Source organism: Paenibacillus sp. HWE-109, assembly GCF_022163125.1.
Taxonomy (GTDB): domain Bacteria; phylum Bacillota; class Bacilli; order Paenibacillales; family NBRC-103111; genus Paenibacillus_E.
The window spans coordinates 2814547-2836806 of record NZ_CP091881.1 but is presented as its reverse complement, the minus strand read 5'-3'; the positions used below and the strand labels follow the sequence as shown (position 1 = coordinate 2836806).

The 22260-nt window shown below is 44.7% G+C and carries 15 protein-coding genes; 3 read left to right on the top strand and 12 right to left on the bottom strand.

The genetic code is table 11. From position 1 onward, the window contains the following. Positions 1-112: 112 nt before the first annotated feature. Genes LOZ80_RS11515 through LOZ80_RS11505 form a run of 3 tightly spaced genes read right to left on the bottom strand, consistent with a single transcriptional unit; the run spans position 113 to position 3645 of the window. A complete protein-coding gene (locus LOZ80_RS11515) occupies positions 113-1699 on the bottom strand; it encodes an ABC transporter substrate-binding protein (RefSeq protein WP_238171566.1) in 1587 nt (528 codons plus the stop codon). Between the two features lie 57 nt (positions 1700-1756). After that, positions 1757-2632 (bottom strand): carbohydrate ABC transporter permease, encoded by an 876-nt coding sequence (locus LOZ80_RS11510; protein ID WP_238171565.1) that lies wholly within the window; start codon positions 2630-2632, stop codon positions 1757-1759. A gap of 14 nt (positions 2633-2646) precedes the next feature. Beyond that, entirely contained in the window at positions 2647-3645 is a 999-nt protein-coding gene (locus LOZ80_RS11505; RefSeq protein WP_238171564.1) for an ABC transporter permease, read from the bottom strand. Between the two features lie 262 nt (positions 3646-3907). Between LOZ80_RS11505 and LOZ80_RS11500 the strand changes: the two genes are divergently transcribed. Further along, positions 3908-6211 (top strand): helix-turn-helix domain-containing protein, encoded by a 2304-nt coding sequence (locus LOZ80_RS11500; RefSeq protein ID WP_238171563.1) that lies wholly within the window; start codon positions 3908-3910, stop codon positions 6209-6211. A gap of 97 nt (positions 6212-6308) precedes the next feature. Here LOZ80_RS11500 and LOZ80_RS11495 read toward each other — a convergent pair whose 3' ends face one another. The 9 genes from LOZ80_RS11495 to LOZ80_RS11455 all read right to left on the bottom strand — a co-directional run bounded on the left by LOZ80_RS11495 (position 6309) and on the right by LOZ80_RS11455 (position 18624). Then, the gene (locus LOZ80_RS11495) at positions 6309-8069 is read right to left on the bottom strand and encodes a sulfatase (protein ID WP_238171562.1); all 1761 of its coding nucleotides are present in this window, start codon (positions 8067-8069) and stop codon (positions 6309-6311) included. A 25-nt stretch (positions 8070-8094) separates the two neighbouring features. Continuing rightward, positions 8095-8982, bottom strand: coding sequence for a carbohydrate ABC transporter permease (locus LOZ80_RS11490; RefSeq protein ID WP_238171561.1), 888 nt, complete (start codon positions 8980-8982; stop codon positions 8095-8097). Between the two features lie 15 nt (positions 8983-8997). Continuing rightward, entirely contained in the window at positions 8998-9945 is a 948-nt protein-coding gene (locus LOZ80_RS11485) for an ABC transporter permease (protein ID WP_238172958.1), read from the bottom strand. A gap of 487 nt (positions 9946-10432) precedes the next feature. After that, positions 10433-11074, bottom strand: coding sequence for a beta-phosphoglucomutase (pgmB, locus tag LOZ80_RS11480; RefSeq protein ID WP_238171560.1), 642 nt, complete (start codon positions 11072-11074; stop codon positions 10433-10435). Positions 11075-11114: 40 nt separating this feature from the next. Beyond that, the gene (locus LOZ80_RS11475) at positions 11115-12851 is read right to left on the bottom strand and encodes a glycoside hydrolase family 3 protein (RefSeq protein ID WP_238171559.1); all 1737 of its coding nucleotides are present in this window, start codon (positions 12849-12851) and stop codon (positions 11115-11117) included. A 7-nt stretch (positions 12852-12858) separates the two neighbouring features. Then, positions 12859-13647, bottom strand: coding sequence for a tyrosine-protein phosphatase (locus LOZ80_RS11470; protein ID WP_238171558.1), 789 nt, complete (start codon positions 13645-13647; stop codon positions 12859-12861). A 28-nt stretch (positions 13648-13675) separates the two neighbouring features. Then, positions 13676-15181 carry an ABC transporter substrate-binding protein gene (locus tag LOZ80_RS11465; RefSeq protein ID WP_238171557.1) on the bottom strand — a complete coding sequence of 502 codons (1506 nt, stop codon included), beginning with the start codon at positions 15179-15181 and terminating at the stop codon, positions 13676-13678. A 66-nt stretch (positions 15182-15247) separates the two neighbouring features. Next, complete coding sequence (locus tag LOZ80_RS11460; RefSeq protein WP_238171556.1) at positions 15248-16876, bottom strand: response regulator; 1629 nt, start codon at positions 16874-16876, stop codon at positions 15248-15250. Next, on the bottom strand, positions 16873-18624 hold the full coding sequence (locus LOZ80_RS11455) for a sensor histidine kinase (RefSeq protein ID WP_238171555.1): 1752 nt from the start codon (positions 18622-18624) through the stop codon (positions 16873-16875). The genes LOZ80_RS11460 and LOZ80_RS11455 overlap by 4 nt, the downstream gene beginning before the upstream one ends. A 296-nt stretch (positions 18625-18920) precedes the next feature. Between LOZ80_RS11455 and LOZ80_RS11450 the strand changes: the two genes are divergently transcribed. Both LOZ80_RS11450 and LOZ80_RS11445 read left to right on the top strand, forming a co-directional pair. Continuing rightward, positions 18921-20474: a response regulator gene (locus LOZ80_RS11450; RefSeq protein ID WP_238171554.1), complete on the top strand. Its 1554-nt coding sequence runs from the start codon at positions 18921-18923 to the stop codon at positions 20472-20474. Then, positions 20467-22257: a cache domain-containing sensor histidine kinase gene (locus LOZ80_RS11445; RefSeq protein WP_238171553.1), complete on the top strand. Its 1791-nt coding sequence runs from the start codon at positions 20467-20469 to the stop codon at positions 22255-22257. The genes LOZ80_RS11450 and LOZ80_RS11445 overlap by 8 nt, the downstream gene beginning before the upstream one ends. Positions 22258-22260 lie beyond the last annotated feature (3 nt).

The following is a 22260-nucleotide window of genomic DNA, read 5'->3' as shown; positions in this document are numbered from 1 at the left end:
CTCACCCTTTCTTTTGTAGCATGGCTTCTCTCTTCTTACCGACACATGATCTAACGGTTATCCGTAGGATACCTCTCTAGGCATCCCAGGATAACCTTTCTTATCTAAATGATTACTTATTTGTAGCCAAATATTGCGCAACCTGTTTGGCCATTTCTTCACGAATTTTTTCCAAACCTGCTTCTTTTAATTTCTGGTTGAGCAACGGTAATGCCGTCTGTGGATCAACTAAACCAAAATTAATCGGTTCTCCATACTGTTTGACAACACCCTGTACAGCAGCCAACTCGGCTTTGAACGGTGAAGTATCCAGTATGAAATTGGTTAGCTTCGCATCGTATAAATTGCCTTCCAACTTCTTCTTGGTGTCGACATATTTGGGCCATACTTGATCGGCTTCTCTTACGAATTGCTTAACTCTCCATCCCCATCCACCCAATGCTTCTGGTGCAAGACCGTTATCCACAGCGCTCAGTCCTGCAGGCAATGTCAATCTGCCCTCTGGCGTTAATTCATAGTTTTTACCTTTGATCCCGTACATCGTTAAGTCGTAATACTCCTGATTGTTACGCAGCAATTCAAGAAGCATGAGTGCGCGTTCCGGATTTGCCGCTTTGGCATTAATCGCCATCCCATCGACGATATAAGAGCTTCTTGCAATCGGTTTGTCCATTCCTCCATAAATAATCCAATCTAGTTCCCAATCCGGATGCTTATCCATGATTTTCTTATATTCATCTTTCGCATTCATTAGGTTCATGTAGGCAACCACACTTTTGCCATTGATGAAGGAGTCCTTAGCATTGGTCTGATTCGACAATACACTCTTAGACCAATAGCCCTTGGATGACCAATCCTTCATTCGATCCGCAAACTTGTTAAATCCCGGAGTCTCATACAGGGTTAACAGCTTATCGGGATGGTCGTTATCATAGAAAAATGGAATTGAACCTGTTCCGCCGACACCCAGCCAATTTTCCTTGCTTTCCTTAAAAGCCCAGTAGGTAATGTTATTCTTGTCAACGCCGCCTATGTTATATGGAATCATATCGGGCTCGTTTTTCTTAACCGCTTCCAAATAGACACCTAGATCGTCCAACGTTTTAATCGATGGAACATTATACTTCTTTCGCAAGTCTTCGCGAATCATAATCCCTTGTCCGCCTGGCACACTGTCTGTTTGCGGGGTCATATATATTTTCCCGTTAACTTTCGATTGCTCCCACGCCACAGCTGGGGTTTCCTTCAGTGTTTTTGGCGCATACTTCGGCAATAAGTCATCAAGCGCCATAAACGCACCTTTTGGTGCCTCTTGTTGGAAAAAAGCCCAATTCGACGTATAAATGAGATCAAACTTCTCACCAGAAGCAAGTAAGAGCGGATATTTCGTATTCTGGTCACCCCATGAAATATAGTTGATTTTCAGGGTAGCGTTAATATCATTTTTTAGCTTTTTGTTCACTTCCTTCATGACCGGTTCTAGATCTTTTGGCGGATCTCCAAGCAGGTACATCGTGAGTTCAACTTCCTTCTCAGGCTTTGTCACTACTGCCTCGGTGGCCTTCTGACCTTCCATAGGCTTTGGGCTTACGGTCGTTTGTTTGCTTGTGTTTGTCGTCGAACAGCCTGTAAACACAGTGATGGCAAGTGTAAGGCTAAGTAGTACTGCGGCCGAGCTGATGCGCTTTGTTCTTCTCATTGATTATGCCTCCCGTTTAAAATGAATCGAAACTATATGCCAACCGCTTTCGCGGATTTAGCCTTTGATCGCGCCAATCGTCAGCCCTTTAACAAAATATTTCTGAACGAATGGATAGAGGAATACAATGGGTCCCGTCGCCACAACCGCCATAGCCATTTTGAGCGACTCCGTTGGCACTTCTGGCAAGACGATGGACGCCTCGGAAACAACTGTTTCTGCAAACTTAGCTTTATTCAGCATGTTGTACAAGAAATATTGCAGCGGAAAGAGCTTCCGATCTTCGATATATAACATCGCGTGAAACCAATCGTTCCAATAATTAAGCGCGATGAACAATCCAATTGTAGCCAGTCCCGGTGTTGCTAGCGGCACAATAAGTCGGATGAATATCTTAAAATCGCCTGCCCCATCCATCTTGGCCGACTCGATAATTGCATCTGGAATCGTCTTTATAAAGTTCCGCATCAGGAAGATCAGCCAAGCGCTGAGCAGCCCCGGCAGTAATAAAGAAAGGAAGTGATCTTTCAACTGCAAATATCGAACGACCAGGATATAAGCCGGAATCAAGCCCCCACTGAACAGTGTTGTAAAATAGAAGAAAAAGGCAAAGTGATTGCGGTATTTGAAATCATACCGCTGAAGAACGTATGCCGTCATGGATGTGACGAATAAACCGGTAATCGTCCCAAGCAACGTCAGTTGGATCGTTACGCTGTAAGCGCGTAGCATATCCATTGGCGCTTTGAAAATGACTTGATACGCCTCCAATGAGAATTTGGATGGAATCAACCTGTAACCATCCTTGAAAATGGACTCATTCTCGGTAATCGAAGCGGATATCAGCAGCAAGAAGGGAATCAGGCACAAGATGGCCACCACGCCGATAAACAAATACCCTATCGCTTGAAAAGCAACTCTGTCTTTAGTCATGTGTACTCCCTCCGTTAAAACAACGCATATTCACTGTTGATTTTTTTGATGATGTAATTGACTGTGACAACGAGCAGGAGGCCGAATACCGACTGATAAAATCCGACTGCCGATCCCATGCCGATATCGAAGCTTCGTGTTAATGCCCGGAAGACGTAAGTGTCAATAATATCCGTAGCTTCAAACAAATTTCCGTTATCACCAATCAATTGATAAAAGAGATCAAATTGCCCTCGCAAAAGCGAACCGATATTGAACAAGAACAGGATGACTACAGTAGGCATAATAAGTGGCAGCGTAATGTAGCGAATTTCTTGGAAGACTGTTGCTCCGTCCATACGCCCCGCTTCATAATACTCACTATTGATGCTCATGATTGCTGCTAGATATATGATAGATCCGTAGCCGATCCATTTCCATAAATAGAAACAGCTAATGATATATTTCCAAATCCAAGGCGTGCCATAAACATCCATGGGCGCTAGGTTAAACGTTTTCAACAACGTGTTTAGAGAGCCAAATTCGAAGTTGAATATATTGTACACGAAAGCGCCAAGCAATACATAGGAGATAAAGTAAGGCAGGAACATTAGAGATTGGCTCAATTTTTTAAAGTATTTCCCCGTCATTTCACTCAAAAAGACAGCTGCTGCAATCTGAGTTACCGTGCCTAACCCAATAAAAACAAAATTGTATACAATGGTGTTGGTTGTTATCCGATAAATCGCCCCAGAAACGAACAAAAACTTGAAATTATCAAAGCCAACCCATGGGCTATTGAAAATACCGTCCGTGTAATTGTAGTTTTTGAAAGCTAGTACAAGTCCTGTCATAGGAAAATAAGCAAAGACGATAAACCAAATGACGGCCGGTAACAGCATCAGAAACAATACTTTGTTTTTTTTCATTTCATATAGAAGTCCTCTATTCTTTGGTTTGGGTGCAATACTTCCCCTTCCGGTTTTAATATCTGGGAGCCTGTTAGAAGCCGGTTCGGTACCAACTGCATTCATATAAGCTGCCTCCTCCTTCATATTCTTTTGTAAGTCAACGGTGTCTGCCTGCCGTCTTACCTAACAACACTGTAACGGTTTCTTTCTCTCAAAAAAACTGCAAATCGGTGTGTGCCGCTCTATTTTCAATGAAAAAACCACTCTAAAAATCGTACATCACTGTAAATTTGATAAACAGGTAATAAAAGGGTTGTGTGCATCCCGTTCGGTTGCTTATAATGGTTCCACTTAGATCAACTTATTGGATAGTGGAGGTATGGACATGATGACAGAACAAACAGCTTCCACTAACACAAATCGTCTTTACGCCAAGCTGCTTTTATCACTTGTCGTCTCTATTGTCGTTACTCTTTTTGTTGTTTCATTGATCCTGTATATGAATTTTGTTAAGGTCATCTTCTCTCATATTAACGATTCGGAGAAAACGAGCTTGTCCCAAGCTAGCTTCAGCGTTAAGTTTATGAATGATTCTGCCCAGACGCTGGCTCTCCTCGTGTATTCCGACCCAGCCATCGCACAGCTGTTGTATTACCCTTCCCGTAATCCGGTTGAGAATAATAGTGCTTTAGACAAATTACACACGTATCGGTACATCACACCATTTATTCACTCTATCTACATTTATAACGATAAATCGGAAACATTTTATATTACATCCCCGGTTATCGACGAAACTGTTCAAAGCAAAACGACGTTCATTGATAAAGAAGCATTGTCTCTCATCCAAAATTTTCGAAGCTATAAAGAGTTCAGCCCCATTCCTCGCTTAATTCCAGAAAGGTCTGCCGGTGGTGAAACAAAGATGGTCAGCGTGTATACCTATTTGTTTCACGACCTACCTGGGAACAGTGAGAAACTAGACAGTGTCGTTGTTCTAAATATCTCTGAGCAGTGGATGCGCGATACGATTCAGGCGTTGGATGCTGGAGCGCCAAGTAACACTTTCATCATTAATGCCAAAGGTCATTTGATTATCAGCAACCAGCAGATGCCCATGTTTACCGATATAACCGATCAAACTTATATTCAGCAGATTCGTCAGTCCGATCAGCAATCCGGTTATTTCGTGGACAATGTGGACGGCGTGAAGTCACTGGTCATTTATGTCTCCAACGATGCACTGGATTGGACGTTTATCCGTACGATTCCGTACGAACGCATTATCGCCAAAATTGATCGCATGAAGCAGTTGACTCTGCTGATCGGGATTGTGATCCTCTTGGTGGGGATGGCGATTTCCTATGTACTTTCTCGTAGGCTTTATAGGCCAATTCATACCGCATTAACGAACTTGAATGTGCTTCAAATCGAGAAAAGAGATCGTTTTCATCAGGATAAACAGGAGTTTTTGCGAAATTTGCTAAGGGACACAGAAGGAAATGCCAACAACCTGTCCAAACATTTTACGAAGCTTCATATTGACCTGCGGATGGATCGGCCCTTGGTGCTTCTCTTATTACAAATCGACCATTATGTCTCGTTTTGTTCTGACTATCCTTTTACGGACCGCAGGCTTCTGAAATTTTCTATGATGAATATCGCATCTGAACTCATTGCTGAACATTACCACCCAGAAGCTGTTGATATGGAGAACGATCAGTTAGTCATCATATTGAATATTGACAATGACGACCGAGAAGCCTGTGATCAAACTCTGTATGAGCTGATCCGTCAGGTGCAAGCATCTGTACAGTCTTATCTCCATCTCACCTTGACTGCCACCATCTCTGCTCGTTTCCATTGGAGTGATGGCATCCATGAGGTATACCAAGAAGCGGCGCAGGCTTCTCAGTATAGACTTGTATATGGTCACCAAAGCATCATCGATGTCGAGACGCTAGGTGAAGATACATCAGACCATTTCATGTATCCCTCTCAAAAAGGGCAGGTCTTCTCAGAAGCCTTGCTTTCCGGCAAAATAGAGGAAGCGAAGATGCGCTATGCGGACATCGTCAGCCAGGCTGTATCAACCAATAACTACCCGACCATTCAACTAACCCTTACTCATCTGGCTTTCTCATTCAGTAGATGTCTCGATACCATGAGAATAAATGGCAGCCGCATTCCCGACATCAAGAATAGTCCATTTGTTACCCTAATTAATCAATTAGAGACGCTGGAAGAGATTGAAAAAAACTTTTTCCATCTGTACGAACAGTTGATAGCTGATCCGGAAGACAAGAAAAAATCACGCTATGAAGAGCTTTCATCCAATGTCATCTCACTCGTACAGGAACAATACATGGATCCCAACCTATCCCTTGTGAGTGTGGCCGATACCGTTGGCATGTCTCCAGCCTACTTGGGAAGGCTATTCAAGAAAATGACGGCCAAATCGATTCCGGATTATATCCTTGAGGTACGCATCGACAAAGCCAAGGAACTACTGGCCTATTCCAACGCGTCCATCAACGACATTGCGGAACAAGTCGGCTTTGCCAGCAGCCCTTATTTCTTCAAAGTGTTTAAGAAAACAAATGGGGTAACACCGAACGATTACCGGCAAAAAGCTGCTTTGGGAACTAACACCCCTGTTGATAATACGCTGGATTCCTGCAATGAATAGAATTTGTTCCGATAAAACCAAAAAAACCGCAATTTCTGCGGTTTTTTTGGTTTATTTTCTTGTCTCTCGACACTTGGCATAGGGCCTGCCTTGTCCATTACGTCAATAACATTTTCAGAAAACCAGCAAGCCTAGGCGCGTGATTGCCAAACAAACTCGTAGCAAGTTGGAGAACGTCATCTTCACTTACTTCCGGTGAAGCCTTTCTCTGCACTATCAACGCAAGCTTCGCGTTCAGCATCGATCGCATCGGATTCGGCGTCAGGCAGCTCAGGGTGAAAAAGGCTTCTTTCGACTTCACGCCCCATCGCTCATTTAGCCCCAAATCAACTTCGTTTTGTCTCCGCTTCATTTCTTTTTCCTGTTCAAGTTCTTCTACCGTCACCATTCCGTCCTTCGGAATTCCGATACGCTCATACTGCTCGGTTGGTGCATCATGCTCTCGCATTAGCCTTGCGATATGGCCGATCATGGTCACCTCCACCACCGGATCAGCTATGACGGTCTCTTGTGACGAATCGGTTTCAAGATCAAACAATAAATCACCGTATAGGTACGGGTTCAAAAAGTTTGAGGCTAGGAGCCTCATCACGGAACACCCTTTCGTGAACGAAAACGGAGCGGCGAGTTCCATTCCGGCAAACTCTTTCGGATTGAACATATGATGCATGTGCGTCGGCATCAGCGTATATTCATACAGCGGGCCGTTGTTTATGTCCTTAGGTCCCCTCATGTACACGTACCTTCCATCGGTGCAATTAATTTGACCGCCATGTATGCCAAATAAAGCAGCTACACGAATGGGACTATTCGATTCGATAATCGGGCGGATGGAACTGCCCTGCATATCGGCAGGAATGTCTACCTCGAAAAACTCGAGCAGCGTTGGAGGAAGATCGATCGTTTGAACGAGTGCGTCTGTTCTCCTGCTTCGCACATCGTATCTGGGATCCCAGATACATAGCGGGAGGTTCGTGATCTCATTGTAGAGAGGTTGGATGTTTTTCCCCCACCAGCGATGTTCACCTAGCAAAAATCCATGATCGGTATTCACGATTAGCAGCGTATCTTTCCAAAGGTTGTACTGATCGAAGACGTCTAGCACTTTACCCAAATATTCGTCACACATGCTGACGAGCGCCGCATATTCGTATTTCATATGCTGAACTTCCTCCGGCTGTTGTGTGACTTTCGAATAATCCGGCCAGTCGTAATGTTTGCCTTGATAATCATGAGGATACAAATCCTTATATTTGGAATGGGTAAAAAAAGGCTCATGCGGATCGAAAGCTTCGATTTGCAAAAACCAGCGGTCTTGATCGTGGTTCTTCTCAATGAATTCAATACCCCGGTTAAATGTTACTGCCAGTGGCATCTTCTCTTCACTATCCAAATATTTCCGATTCACCCAATCCTGTCTCCATAAATCACCCTGCTTGGGACCGCTCAAGCTTTCCGGAATGTGTGGATCCTCGACGTTTCCTTTCCACGGATCTCCCTCTTGACCGCGGGCAAATTCCCAAGAATTGTACCTCGTGTGATACGTAGCTCCCCCGTCCTCGAAATAATGAGTATGATCGGTCGTTAAATGCGTATACACACCGCTTTTCCGAAGTAAATCGATCATCGAATCGTCATAAGGCTCAAGCGGCCCCCAGCTTCGATGCAAAAAGTTGTAACGTCCTGTATGAATCTCACGCCGTGACGGCACACAGGGCAAGCTGCCCGCGTAGCATTTGTCAAATGTCATCGTCCGTTCAGACAGACGTTGAAAGTGGGGAGCGTGAATCCAATCGCAGCCATAATTCGGCAGCATATGTTTATTTAAAGAATCGAACATGATCATGACCGCTTTCATAGCCTCATCCTCCCATCATTACCCATTATTTCACAGAACCAATTGTAATCCCTTTGATGAAGTACTTTTGGAAAAACGGATACGCCACCAGAATCGGAAGTACGCCGACGACAGCAATCGCCATTTTTACCGATGTGCTCGGAAGCTCTGCGACCTTCGCCCCCACGCCCGATGCCATGTCGGAGTTGCTGCTCAAAAATTGGACGTCTTGAATGAGCCGATTCAAAATATTCTGAATGCTAAACAGCTTAGGGTTGGTCACATAAGTCAATCCGTTAAACCAATCGTTCCAATACAGGATGGCCTCGAAAAGACCGATGGTCGCCATGATCGGTACCGACAGCGGGAGAACAATTTTGTAGAACGTTTTAATCTCTCCCGCCCCATCGATTTTGGCCGCTTCGATAAGCGCTGGCGGAATGGATGTCATGAAGAAGGTGCGGACGAGCAGGACGTTAAATCCGTTCATGAGCAGTCCAGGAATAAGCAGCGCCCAAATCGTATTTTTCACATGCAAAACCTGCGTATAAATCAAGTACGTAGGGACAAGGCCCCCATTAAATAAAAGTGTAAAGAAAACAAAGAATGCCCAAAATTTCTTCCATGGCAGATCTTGACGGGAAATCGGATACGCCAGCATCGACGTGATGGATAAGCTTGCAGTGGTGCCCACCACCGTAATGAACACGGTAATCCCATACGCGCGGCCCAACTCTTGCCAGTGATTCAGTAAATACACATACGCTTTGGAACTAAATTCTTGCGGAAATAGAGAGTATCCATGTTGAATAATGCTTGTCTCACTTGAAATGGAGGACATGATGAGCAGTAAAAAAGGCAGAAGGCTTGCAGCGGATAATGCGATCAGAACAATATGAGTAGTCCACTGCAGTGCTTTACTATCTTGTGCCATGAATCTTTTCCCCCTCTAAAATAAGGCATTGTCTTTGCTGAATTTGCGCACCGCATAGTTGGATACGATAACCAACACGAATCCGACAAGCGATTGGTACAAACCGGCTGCCGATGACATCCCGATATCCCCGAGGTTCATCAGGCCTCTATACACGTAGGTATCAATGACATTTGTCGTTTTGGACAATGCGCCCGAGTCCATTGGCACTTGATAAAACAGGCCGAAATCCGAATAAAAAATGCGTCCGATCGCCATCATGGTCATCATAATAATGACAGGCATGATCAAAGGAATGGTAATGGAGCGAATCTGATACCATCTTGAAGCGCCATCCAGTGTCGCTGCCTCGTAATACTCCGTGTCGATGCTGATGATGGAAGCTAAATAAACGACGCATAGGAATCCGACACCTTTCCAAATATGCACCAGTGTCAGAATGTACGGCCAGTACTTCGCTTCTGAATACCAAGAAATGCTGTCAATTCCGAACAGCGGAAGAATGGCCTTGTTCATCAACCCTGATTCGACACTTAACATGGAATAGACGAGATAGCTGACAATAACCATAGAAATCAGATATGGAAGCAGAATGACACTTTGATAAAAACGGGATAAAAATTTCTTCTTCACTTCATTCAGTAAAATTGCCACAAATATAGCAATTACTGTGTGTACAACGATAAAAAGCGAATTGTACAGAATCGTATTGCGTGTAATGATTAAGGCATCTTTCGTTTTGAATAAATATTCAAAATTTTTAAAGCCGATCCAATCGCTGCCGAGAATACCTGCCTGATAATTGATATCTTTGAACGCGATGATAGCACCGAACATCGGTACATAATTGTTAATGAGCAAGTAAAGCACGCCTGGGATCATCAAAAGGTAAAGTGGAAAATAATTTTTCCACCTGCTGCGCCTATTACTGGTTGAGGATTTATTCGTTATTGCTTGTGTCATCATGCACACTTCCTCCACTTCATGGCATCTATTGGTTGCTTACACTCTCATTATAGGAAGTAGCCGGGACCGTCACTACTCCGTTTTCGACTTCCCGTTTGTACGATTCCGACCAGCCATTCTCTCCCTATGTAAAATGAGACGTTTAATAGGAGAAAACCAGCTTCGCCCCCTGAGAGATTAGCCTCTTAAAAAAAACAAATCCTGTTAAGGGAACTCTAGGGCGCTATTTAGGCATATAACAGGGATCCTAGGGTAATAGCGGAACTACAGGGCCTTATTTCCACGAAAAGTGCTGAATTTCCCATCAAACAGCAGAATAACGCCCTATAGTTCCCTCAATCTAGATAAAATTCCACTTTTTACTATAATAGCGGATTGACGTTCCCTTATCTCAGAGCGAGGTAGCCGGGGCAAGCTTCGCACACCTTCATATATGGTAAAAAAAGAAGGAGCCACCGTCCGCTCCTTCTTCCCCTATGTTTATTTAACCCCAGATTACAGCTGTCAGCTCTTCCAAACGATGAAGATGATGGTCTGCTCTCGCACTCTTAATAGCTGTACCCGTGGCAGCTGTCTTCATGCCGGCACGCTTAGCAGCGATTAGGCCAGCCTCCGCATCTTCAACGACAATACAATATTTGGGATCTATGGCAAGCTTCTTCGCTGCGAGTAGAAATACTTCAGGATCCGGCTTACTATTGACGATCTCATTGCCATCTGCCACAGCTTCAAACAGGTGCGTAAGGCCAAGCCTTTCCAGAATGACTGGCGTATTCCTACTGGATGATCCAATCGCAACTTTAATCCCCTGCTCCGTGCAAGCAGCAAGGAGTTCGCGTGAACCAGGCGCCGCATCTGCTGGCGTCAATTGCTCAAGCAGTTCACGGTAGTAGCCGTTCTTCCGCTCGGCGAGTGCCTCTTTTTCAACGTTTGTATACGTTCTGCCGCTCTTCTCCAGAATAACTTCCAAGCTCTCCATACGGCTAACGCCACGCAGTCGGTCACCCGCGGACTCCTCGAATACAATGCCTTCTTCGTCCGCCATACGCTTCCATGCTTGGTAGTGATACTGATCTGTATGCACAAGCACGCCGTCCAAATCAAAAATGACTGCTAGTATCGACATGGTAGAAATCCCCTTTCATCGTCCGGCTTACGCGTATTGCTTACAGACGAGTATCCCAATAGCCGCAAAATGGATCTACTGGGTTAATCCCCTTGAAGGAGGAGCGTCCCAGCAGCTTCTCAATAATCGCGTCCACGACATGCTCGCTGGCTGAATACGCATTAATAAACGTTGGGATGCGCGGTACATCCAGCAGATGGTACGGATTAGCTACGGAAATGAACATCGTTGGCAGTTCCTGAATAAACCACGGCATATCTAGACCATAAGGAGGCGCCCAGTTAATGCGGACAGTAGTTTGGTTGCTGTGAGTCTCAAAATTGGAGAAGTAGATAGCAGCATCATACTGATCACTCATCGCCTTCACTCCAGCAAACATCGTTCTGAAATCGAAATTTTTCGAATCAAATATCTTGATCTCGAAGCCCTCCGCTTCCATTTTGGAAATGAAGTAAGGTGCAATGTTCGTTGATTTGAACAAGCCGTCCTCGCCGCCAAGAGAGAACAGTAGAATACGCTTGTGATGGTCTGGGCTTATGGGCAGCAATTGCTGCGTGTCCTTCACGAGCGTGACCGATTGATCAGCACACTCCTCTGCCCATCTCAGATGTTCGTCGCATTTCAGAACGGATAGCGCCTCTACGCCCGGCACAAGTGTCCCTTCCCGCTTCATCTTATGCAAGCCAAGCGACGCTTTAACACCAAGAATGCGTGTCACCGCTTCATCCACCCGCTCCACGGTCAGGATGCCCGTCTCGATCCCTTTCATCATGAAGAAAAAATCTTCCTCGATACTCTTATTAAACAAGAACATATCGCAGCCTGCAGCAATCGAAGCCGGAACGGCTGTCTCCCGCTTCATCGCCATCATAAATCCGGCCATAGGCGTAGCATCCGTCGTAATAAGCCCATTGAATCCGAGTTTTCCTCGCAGCAGATCGTTCAGCAGCTCCGGCGCCAAAGTTGCAGGCATAATGTCCGAATCTGGGATCTCTGGACGAAGCTGCCTGCTGTACGCAGGCTGAGCGATATGTCCGACCATTACGCTCAAGGCTCCGGCATCAATACAATCTTGATACACGCTGCCGAACGTAGCGTCCCACTCCTCAACCGATAACGAGTTGATCGACGTTACCAAATGCTGATCGCGTTCATCCACGCCGTCGCCTGGGAAATGCTTAATCGATACAGCCATGCCAAGCTCCTGAACCGCAGTTGTATAAGCTTTGCTCATACGAGCAACCCGGTCTGGATCAGAACCAAACGTTCTCACATTGGTGATTGGATTGCGGAAGTTGATGTCGATATCCACAACTGGCGCGAACGCCCAGTTTGCGCCTACTGCGCTGCCTTCCCGAGCTGCAATGACACCGAGTCTGCGGGCCATTTCCGTATTATCCGTAGCAGCAACTTGTAATTGCTTACCGAAAAAAGTACCATCCACAGTGGAGCCGTTGCCCCCTGCTTCCAGATTAGCCGCAATAAGGAGAGGAATTTCCGATGTATCCTGCAAAAAGCGATGCGTTTCCTGAACTTTCTCCCCGGGTCCAGGCCGATACAGGATGCCGCCAATCCTCATCTTTTGCGTCAGCTTCGCTAGCTGCTCTTTGTCATCGGTGAATCCAATTGGGCAAAACAACTGTCCAACCTTAGCTGTAAGATCCATGGCGGCCAAAGTATCCTTGACCCACTTCATCCCCTCGTCATCCAGATGAAAAGGTTTTGCCTGCAAATCAACCATGTATCGTTCCTCATCTCTTATGACAAATTTGGCCATATCACTTTTACTCTAAATAAAAGCTTTTCAATTTTTCTCGCGCCTCAGGCGTCAAGCCGAGCACTTCTTCCATATAAGTTTCCATCGTCCCATAGTTCATTTGGATTTCATTTAGTGCCGTAGTCAAGTATTCCTGCTTTACAGCCATCATTTCCCTAACCTTTGCAAGCTTCACGTCATCTCCTAGCCTTTCTTGAATCGAGCTAAGCATGTGCTCTATCGCTTCTTTCCGGTTATTATTGCTTCTTAAGAAATCTTCCATGACGGTTTCCATCGGCACTTCTAATGCAAGAAGCAGGATGGCTCCAGCAAAACCCGTTCGGTCTTTACCTGCTGCACAGTGCCAGAGCAGCGGACTGCCTTCTGCCTGCAGCACCAGATCAAAAAATCGGCGATAAGCAGCCTGAGCGACTGGATCAGAGACAAACTGTACATATACGTTTTCCAGCCAATCTCCCTTGAACTCAGATATGTCCATTTTCATAATCACTTCAAACATTTCTTGTGGATTTACAACTCCACCAAGTACGGAAATATGAATGTCTTCTGCACCAGTGACGACTGGGTTCGGCTTAGCTCTTTGTTCACCTTCCGAACGGAAATCGCAAATATAACGCAAACCGTTTTCTTGCAGGTAAGCAATATCTGCTCCGTTCATTTCCGCTAGCTCTGCGGAACGGAACAATAGATTAGGCTTGATTGTCCTTCCATCTGTCGTGTGATATCCACCTAAATTACGCAAGTTGGTTCTGTGCTCTATTTCCTCTACTCTTTGCTTGTAGGCAGTTTCCATCATATCCTCCTGAATTTCACTGATATTTCGCTTACTTCACGTTATTTTCTTTGGCCCAAACATCCAACTGTTTTTGCTTTTCAGCAATAATTTTATCGATTCCAGCAGCTTTCAGCTCCGAAATGAACTTAGGCAGTTCTTTATCCGGATCGAAGGCTCCATCCTCCAGCCCTAATCGGTACTGATTCACGACGTTGCTTACAGCGGCAACTTCTGTCTTCACCGACGTGTTGTCATACGTGAACCCAAGTGCTTTCGATCTTGTTGCACTTTCGTTGAACTTCTTCGTTTCCTGCCATATATTCTTGTCATTACCTTCCCATACATCGGCAAGGAACGAATTACCGAACATAAACCCTTGGTTCAAAGCGTAACCTGTATTATTCTCATCTACTCCTGAAGGGTAGCTGATCAAACCGTCTTGCTTTTTGATATAATGCTTGCCTTCGATACCCCAAGAGAACAAATTGACAATCTCTTTGTTAGCGTACATCAGATTAAGGAATTGCATAGCTTTCTCGGGATTTTTGGAGCCTTGGGAAATTCCCCACATTACGCTATTTACCGTACTTGTATTCGCAGCAGCTGGAGCAAGTTTGACCGAGGTCATTTCAGTACCGATTATTTTCGACTGCTGCTCAGCAAAGCCCGGTTTCATATGTGTTAGATTCCCTGCTGCTTTACCTGCTTTAATAATGGTGTTTTCACTTTCTTTATTTGTCACGACATCTTTAATCGCGTATCCCGCTTGGTTCCATTTTCTCATGAGTTTCACCATGTCGGCATATTCAGGAGTCTCGTACCAGTTCACGACTTTCAACTCGCCTTGTCCATTATTCAGGAGCACCCCTAAATCGTCGCCCAAAGAATCTCTAGTGCTAAACGAACCGTATAGGGAACTAGTCACCTTATTCGTCATAGGAGCCATGCTCGGCTCGTTTTCTTTAAGCACCTTTAGCACACTTTCAAGATCGTCCAATTTTTTCACATTACTCAAATCTATGTTGTATTTGGTCACCAAGTCTTTTCTCAAGATAAAGCCGTAATCTTGCGCTAAATCACGAATGGTCGGCACGCCATAAATTTTACCCTTCACTTTCGGGGCATTTAGAAATACAGGCCCTAATGATTCTGAAACATCTTTGCCGTATTTGTTGAGTAAATCATCAAGTGCAAGCAATTGTCCTTTGGCAATATAGTTGGAGTAAAACGCTCCCCATTCCACCATTAAATCGAGCTTTTCACCGCCGGTCATCATCAAATTCATTTGATTCACATAGGCACTGTAACTGATCGGCAGGAGCTTCACGGTGGCGTTGATTTTCTCTTTGGCAATCTTGTTAATTTCGTCATTCACCAACTGCATGTCTTTCGGAATGGCACCTTTAACTGGGAATGCCACTGTAAGCTCATATGGCGCTTCGGTCTTCTTGTCGTCCTGCTTCTTGGGACTTGCTGCATCATTCTCGGAACCGCAACCTGAAACAATAACCGTCAATGCGACAATCGAACTTAAGAAACTCAATCTTTTCTTCATGGTTATCTCCTTTTATGTGTTGTTCTCCGATACAATTTTCATTATAAGTACCCAGTACAACGGTCACTACTCCGTTTTCGACTTTCCGTTTGTATCATTCCGACCATGCTGCTGTCGATAATCATTCGGATTCATCCCTGCCACACTTTTGAATCGTTTGGAGAAATGCGCAAGATTCGAGTACCCGACATGCGCGGCGATGCTGCTGATCGACATGCCGCTTTTGGACAACAGCTCCTTGGCCATTCCCATACGCTCCTGAACCAAATATTCAGTAACAGATACACCGGTTTCTTTTTTGAAAATGCGATCCAAATAATCCGGGTTCAAATAGACATAATTAGCAATTTCCTCGCGTGAAAGCTCCTGTTCATTCAAGTGAAGAGCAATATGATTTTTAACACGTTCCGCAACAGACTGCGTTTGCTCAATCGTTTTCACGTATTGTAGAGATCTCTCCATGATGTGCTTGATCCATGCCATCGTATCCGTTACAGAACGTGTAGCACGCGGTGCAAGCTCAATCGAAACAGCATCACTTAACAGCTCGCGTGCTTGAATGCCTTTCAGCATAATGACGTGATACAGCATTTGCAGGAAATCGTGGTGAAATTGATGCAATATCCTTGCATCCAGTTCTCCTGTCTGCATCAAACTCTCCAAATATCGCTCAGCCTCCGCTAGAACCTTCGACATTGAACCTTCCTTCAACATGACCGACCACACAGGCAGATTAGGCATTGCAACTTGCTTGGAGGATTGTTTTTTATCAGATAGCATGAAAATTGTATTGTTATAGGCAACATTGCTTTTCTCGCGATGAGACAGCTCGTGAACCATCGATGGCAGTTCATGCACGAACACCCGATTCCCGATATAGCAGGAGATATCGCAATAGAAGAAGCTTCTGCAGGAAGCGATGAAAGCTTCGCACTTTTGTTTCAATCGCTCCATCTCCGGTTCAGCTTCTTGATCCCAAGACACGATTGCAAGCAGATTTTGGCTGCCCAACAACAGAACTTGTCCCTTTTCTTTTTGTTCAACGATCATTTCTTCGGCGCTGTTTTGAATGGCATATTCCAGAATCTTCTCATCACGTAAACTCAACTCTTTATGATAACGTTGTATGCTGATCAGAACTGGCAAGAACCTCATTTCCTCGGAAAAGGGGATATTGCGCTCCGCGGCAGACGCTCGAATAGCTTCCAGATTTGACGGTATGGTTTCATGCAAAATATCAAGCCAAAACCGCTCAATCAGGATCGGCTGATGCTGGACCCAAAATTGGCCGTAACGGCTGTATTGCTGCAGTTCGCTTTCTTTATTGATTTTGGCCCCTGCTTTCACAATCACTTCTTCCAGCTGAGCAAGAGTAACTGGTTTCAATAAATAATCAAAGCAGCCAAGCTGAATGGCTTGCTGCGCAAATTTAAAATCAGCATGACAAGTTAAGAATATCGATTCCGTTTTTGGATAGTGTTCCCTTACCCATATCAAGAGATCCAGGCCGCTGCCTTGCGGCATTTCAATGTCACAAAGCATCATATCGATGGGATGATTCTCAAAAACTTCTTTCGCTTGCCTAATATTATAAGCCGTATGGACGGTTGAAACCCCGAACGTCTCCCAGTGTAAATCTGATTTAAGACCTTCCACGAACAAAATTTCATCGTCTACAATAAGCAGCTGCATCATAATCGCTCTCCTTTTCCCATATCCGGTGTAAGTGGCAGTGTAATAACAATGACAGCACCACCAGAAGCCACATTGGCAAATAAGATGTCAGCGCGGCTCTGGTACAACAACAACAACCTTTGTTGAACATTCCAAATGCCGATATGTTCACCTTGTGCACTCGTCATCTGGATTCCACTGCGAATTTCCTCCAGCACGTCCTCTGGAAATCCAGGTCCCGTATCTTGTATCGTTATTTGCAGAGTGGGGGCCGCAGCCGCATCGTCAAGTTCCATGTCGATCGTCAACAGAACCGGTTCGTCCATCGTTACCGCATGCTTGATCGCATTTTCCACAAAAGTTTGAACGACAAGCGGGGGGATCGGGGTACGCAGCAAATAGTCAGGAACCTGAATCGTACACTGTAAATGATTCGGGAAACGCAGCTCCTGAATACGCAAATAATTACGAACATGCTGTAATTCTTCTTGTACGGAGACAAAGGTCAAATTGCTTCGGAACATATAGCGGAAATAACCAACCAAACATAGCGCCATCTCTTCAATCAGCGCATAATTTTTGGCGCGCGCGAGCGTGTGCATAATATTAAGCGAATTCAAATAAAAATGCGGATTGATTTGCAGCTGCAAATGCTGAAGCTCCGCCTTTTGCTTGTTCATCTGCTCTTCATAGACATGGATCCGCAATTCTTGAATTTGTGACATCATAGTATTAAAGGTTTCATAGACAAGCTGAAATTCATCTGAAGTCCGAAAGGATTGAATCCGCATATCCAAATTGCCGTCCTTAATCCGCTTCATCGCCGAAATTAGGCGATTGATTGGAAGAAGCACCGTTTTTCGTAGAAGCAGCAAACAGACGGGCAATAAGATGAGAACGCCGACGAGAATGAAATTAACAATGTTTCGGAGGATCGGTAGATTTTTCAGAATTTGTTCATCTGGGATGAGGGCGATCAAGTTGAAATTCCCCACAGCCGACTTTTCGCCGACAACCAAATAACGGTGATCGTCTCCGGTTAAATAATAGTGTTGCAGATTTTTGTTGACATCAAGCCGGTTATTTTTAACAATTTCCGCATTCACCAAAGGCACGCCATCATTCGTTGTAAATAAAACAGCTCCTTTATCTCCTAGTCCGATAAGATTTAGCGGCATCATCAAATTGTCGAATAAAATCCAAGTACCCACATACGTATTGCTAACCTTGATCGTACGCAACAAATAATATTTTTCTCCAATTTCCTGCACGTACCAACGATTAATCGGTAAATTGGGCGCTGCCTTCCCCGTTTCATCCTCAATAAAGTTTCTGACCGATTCGCGTTCCGCATAACTCGTAACTTCCCGGAAGGCATTCATGTAATATTGATTAGGAGCCGAATAAATGAAAAAACCGTCCACCGATTTGAAATTCAACATATTTTCAGTAATCCGATTAGATAATCTTCTTAGAGCGAAGTAGCGATCACTCTCCGAAACTTTGTTCTCAATACCGGTAAAATCGGCTTCAGCGATCGTCAAGCCCATTAAAGACGATTCGGCAAACCGTAATTGCTCATCGATTTGTCCCATATACAAAGACATCATTTTTTTGTTGGAATCGGCCACTTGGCTCCGAACAACGCCTATCGCATAATAGTTGGTATAAATGAGCAGCAAGCTCAGCGGCACTGTAATCAGCACCACGCCGACGATCAGCTTGAAACGAATGGAATTGAAAGGAATTCGGAAAAAACGGCTTGTCATGCATGCTCCTCCTGTTCATATTGTTCTCTACTCATTATTGACGGAATATGCGAATAAAAAAAGCCAGCAATCTGCTGGCTTCGCCTGTTAACAAGAATAATATATTTATCATAGTGACTGGTCAGGAAAATCACTACTCCGTTTTTGACTTCTTGCTTGTACAATTTCGACCATGTAAGTTAGAAAGCCCCCTCAATTTTTCGATTTCATGTCTAGAATTAAGATTCCGTGTTGCATTCGCAAGAATCCTATTATAATGAAATTATCAACTATGGTGTACTGTAAGGGGGATCTTCATGAAGCTTTTGCTTGTGGATGACGAACAATTGATTCGCAAAGGGATACTGATGAAGACCGACTGGCAACAATATGGTATCGATGAAGTGATGCAGGCAGATGATGGCCGTGATGCTGTTCGGATCGCCGAGCTGTTCCGCCCCGACATCCTGCTTACCGATATTCGAATGCCCCGTATGGATGGAATTGAAGCAGCGCGCTGCATTCGGATGTTTTGTCCGAAAGTTTGCATCATCTTTATGAGCGGATTCTCGGACAAAGAGTACCTGAAAGCCGCTATTTCCATGCAAGCCGTTGATTATGTAGAAAAGCCCATCCATCCAGACGAACTGGGCAAAGCTATCCTCAACGCTTCCAGCATGATCAAGAAAGACCGGCAAACCGACATGGGCGAGGAAGAAAGCATACCTCTAATCAAACGGGAAATAGCCGCACTGCTTTGTTCTCCCCACTATCAGGCAGACAAGCTTGCTCGATTATTCCCGTTAATCGGGTCGCAACTGTGGGATTCCAGTTCCTGTATGTCCTCCATTCTCAAATGGCATCATCCTATCGAACAGCCCGAGAGCCTTCTGCACAAGCTTGAATCGGCTGCACAGACGGTAGGTTTGATTTGTTTTAATATGATGAAAGACGACTTTCATGTCGTCATCCATTTGATCTCTCGTTTCGAGAAAGATGACTCCTTCGAGGATAATGTTCATCGATGGGTCCGTGATGTATCCCATTGTTTACCCAAACATCCGGGCTTCCACATGGCAGTTGGCCAACAAGTTCATGGTATAGATCAGTTGTATACCTCCTATTTATCCGCGGTGATCCATCTTCAAAGAAGCTTTTACGAGCCGTCGAATACCATTATTTGGAAGATGTCCGATCATTCCTACACCGATGCTTTCTTTTTTGACGACAAGCGTGCTGGAGCTTTTGCCCTCTCCCTTCAACAAGATGGAGCCACTCAGGCAAAGAACTGGCTGGCGGATTTGATGAATGACATTCGGAAATATCCAAATACATCTGTGAGTTATACCAAAGGCATTTATTTGCAGCTCTATCAAACGGTTCAACAAGTCGGCAAAGAAAGCGGTATTCCTTCCTTGAAACAGGAGGCGTCTGTCATTAAATACGCAGAGCGATTGTACGCTTGTCAGACATTGGACGATCTAGCTCAGCTCCTGAACGATGAACTAGATGTGCTTTTTGATTATTTGGAAGCTCGCAAAGGTAACTCGATCATCCGGTATGTGACGCTTTATATCGAGAGAAACTACCCCAATCGTCAGCTGTCCCTGAACGAAATCAGCGAGTTTGTAGGTGTGACAGTCCCCCACTTATGTTTCGTTTTTAAAGAAGGTACCGGCATGACGATCAAGCATTTCCTGTCGGAATATCGAATTGATCGGGCCAAAGAGCTTTTGATCAACAGGGAGCTCAAGCTGTTTGATATCGCCTTGCAGGTGGGATATGGGGACGGCGAATATTTCAGCAAAATATTCAAAAAAATAACCGGCCTGCAGCCTTCGGAATATAGGAAGCGGCTTGCCGATGTCTAATATCTTCAATCGCATTCTACTAAAGCTGAGATTGAAACAAAAGTTGCTTCTTTCTTACCTGCTGCTCATCCTGCTTCCGATTCTCTATCTCCAATTCTATGCATCCGGGAGGGTGGCTGGCATTATTCAGGAAATGGTCAGCTTTTCATTGGATCAAAGTTTTAGCCAAACGCATTCCTTTCTAGCTTATAAACTGAATCGCATAACCGACGTTTCAGATCTAATCGCACTGGACGAGGTTCAAATGACTCGCATACTGACCACCAACGTGGCCGATTACCAACTCCAAGATCAGTTGCAAGACGGAAATAAGCTGGTTCAGTTTCTTTCTTCCTTCCGCGATGGCACAGATGTAAGTAAGATTCGACTCTATTTACCGGACGGTTTCCTGTTCGCCAATGAAGGCAGCAGCATATTCCCATTACAAGAAGCGCAGAGCACGACATGGTATGCCAAATTGGTTACTTCGAGGGTGAAGCTCATGTGGTTCTCCTCACTCGATTACCCAAGTAAAACGACCGATACGACTCCAGTCATATCGCTTGTCCGCCTCATTCGCCATCCCGATCACTATAACGAAACCATCGGAATTCTGCGTTTGGACATGGATGAACGAATGCTCAAAGAAATCGTTTCTCGTGCCAACACCGTGAAGAATAGTCTAACTTACTTGCAGAGTAGTGATGGCCTGGTTTTGATCGCTTCGGATGATGCACTCCTGGAGCAATATCTTCCTGCTGAAGGCACCGCACCTCCAATATTCCAGCCTGCCAACAGCAATAATACGCAGCTCATAAAGGGCAAAAGGCTAGAATTCCACCAATTGCAAATTCCGCAAACTGACCTGACTATGGTTACGGTGATTCCACATCAGGAGATTGTGTCAACAAGCACACGCCTCCAACAGGAGCTTCTTGTTAGTTTGCTTGCCGTCGGACTGCTAGCCATCGGACTTGCCCATTTCATCTCCCTTCATATGACAAGGCGGATTACTCACTTAAGTCAAAAGATGAAGGCCATGGAGGCTGGAATTCTTGAGCCTATCGTAAAGCCATCAGGAGATGATGAGGTCGGAGAACTCATCCAAAGCTATAACTATATGTCGCAAAAGCTGGCATTGTTAAAGGATATAGAAGTGAAGGCAATCAAATCTGAATTAAAGGCTCTTCAATCCCAAATCAATCCTCACTTCTTATACAATACACTGGATCAAATCAATTGGATGGCTCAATTCGGGATGTACGATCAAATCACAACAATTGTACAGTCGCTAGCCGGATACTATAAACTCACGCTGAGCAACGGGCAGGATATCATAACAATTGGGCAGGAATTGAAGCTGGTCACCTATTATGTTGAAATCCAAAACATTCGTTTCGAACAAAGAATCGAGCTTAACTTGCAGGTCGATGAGGCATTTCAACAGGGACTCATTCCAAAGCTAACTCTTCAGCCAATCATCGAGAATGCCATTCTACATGGCATTTTAAGGAATGAGAACCGTGAGGGAGGCATTACGGTAACCTGCGAACGCCATGCAGATCGGATCGTCCTGTCTGTCATTGACGATGGCGTTGGGATGGACGATATGCATCTGGAAGCACTTCGTTCCGGCAACAAGATCATAAATCCCACCGGCAGTGGATATGGGATTCGCAACGTTCAGGAGCGTATCAAATTATACTATGGTGAAGCATTCGGATTGCATTTTTTCAGTTCACCCGGAGATGGTATGATCGTTGAAGTGCACATACCGTTAATTGTGGAATCGGATTCCGTGTGAAAA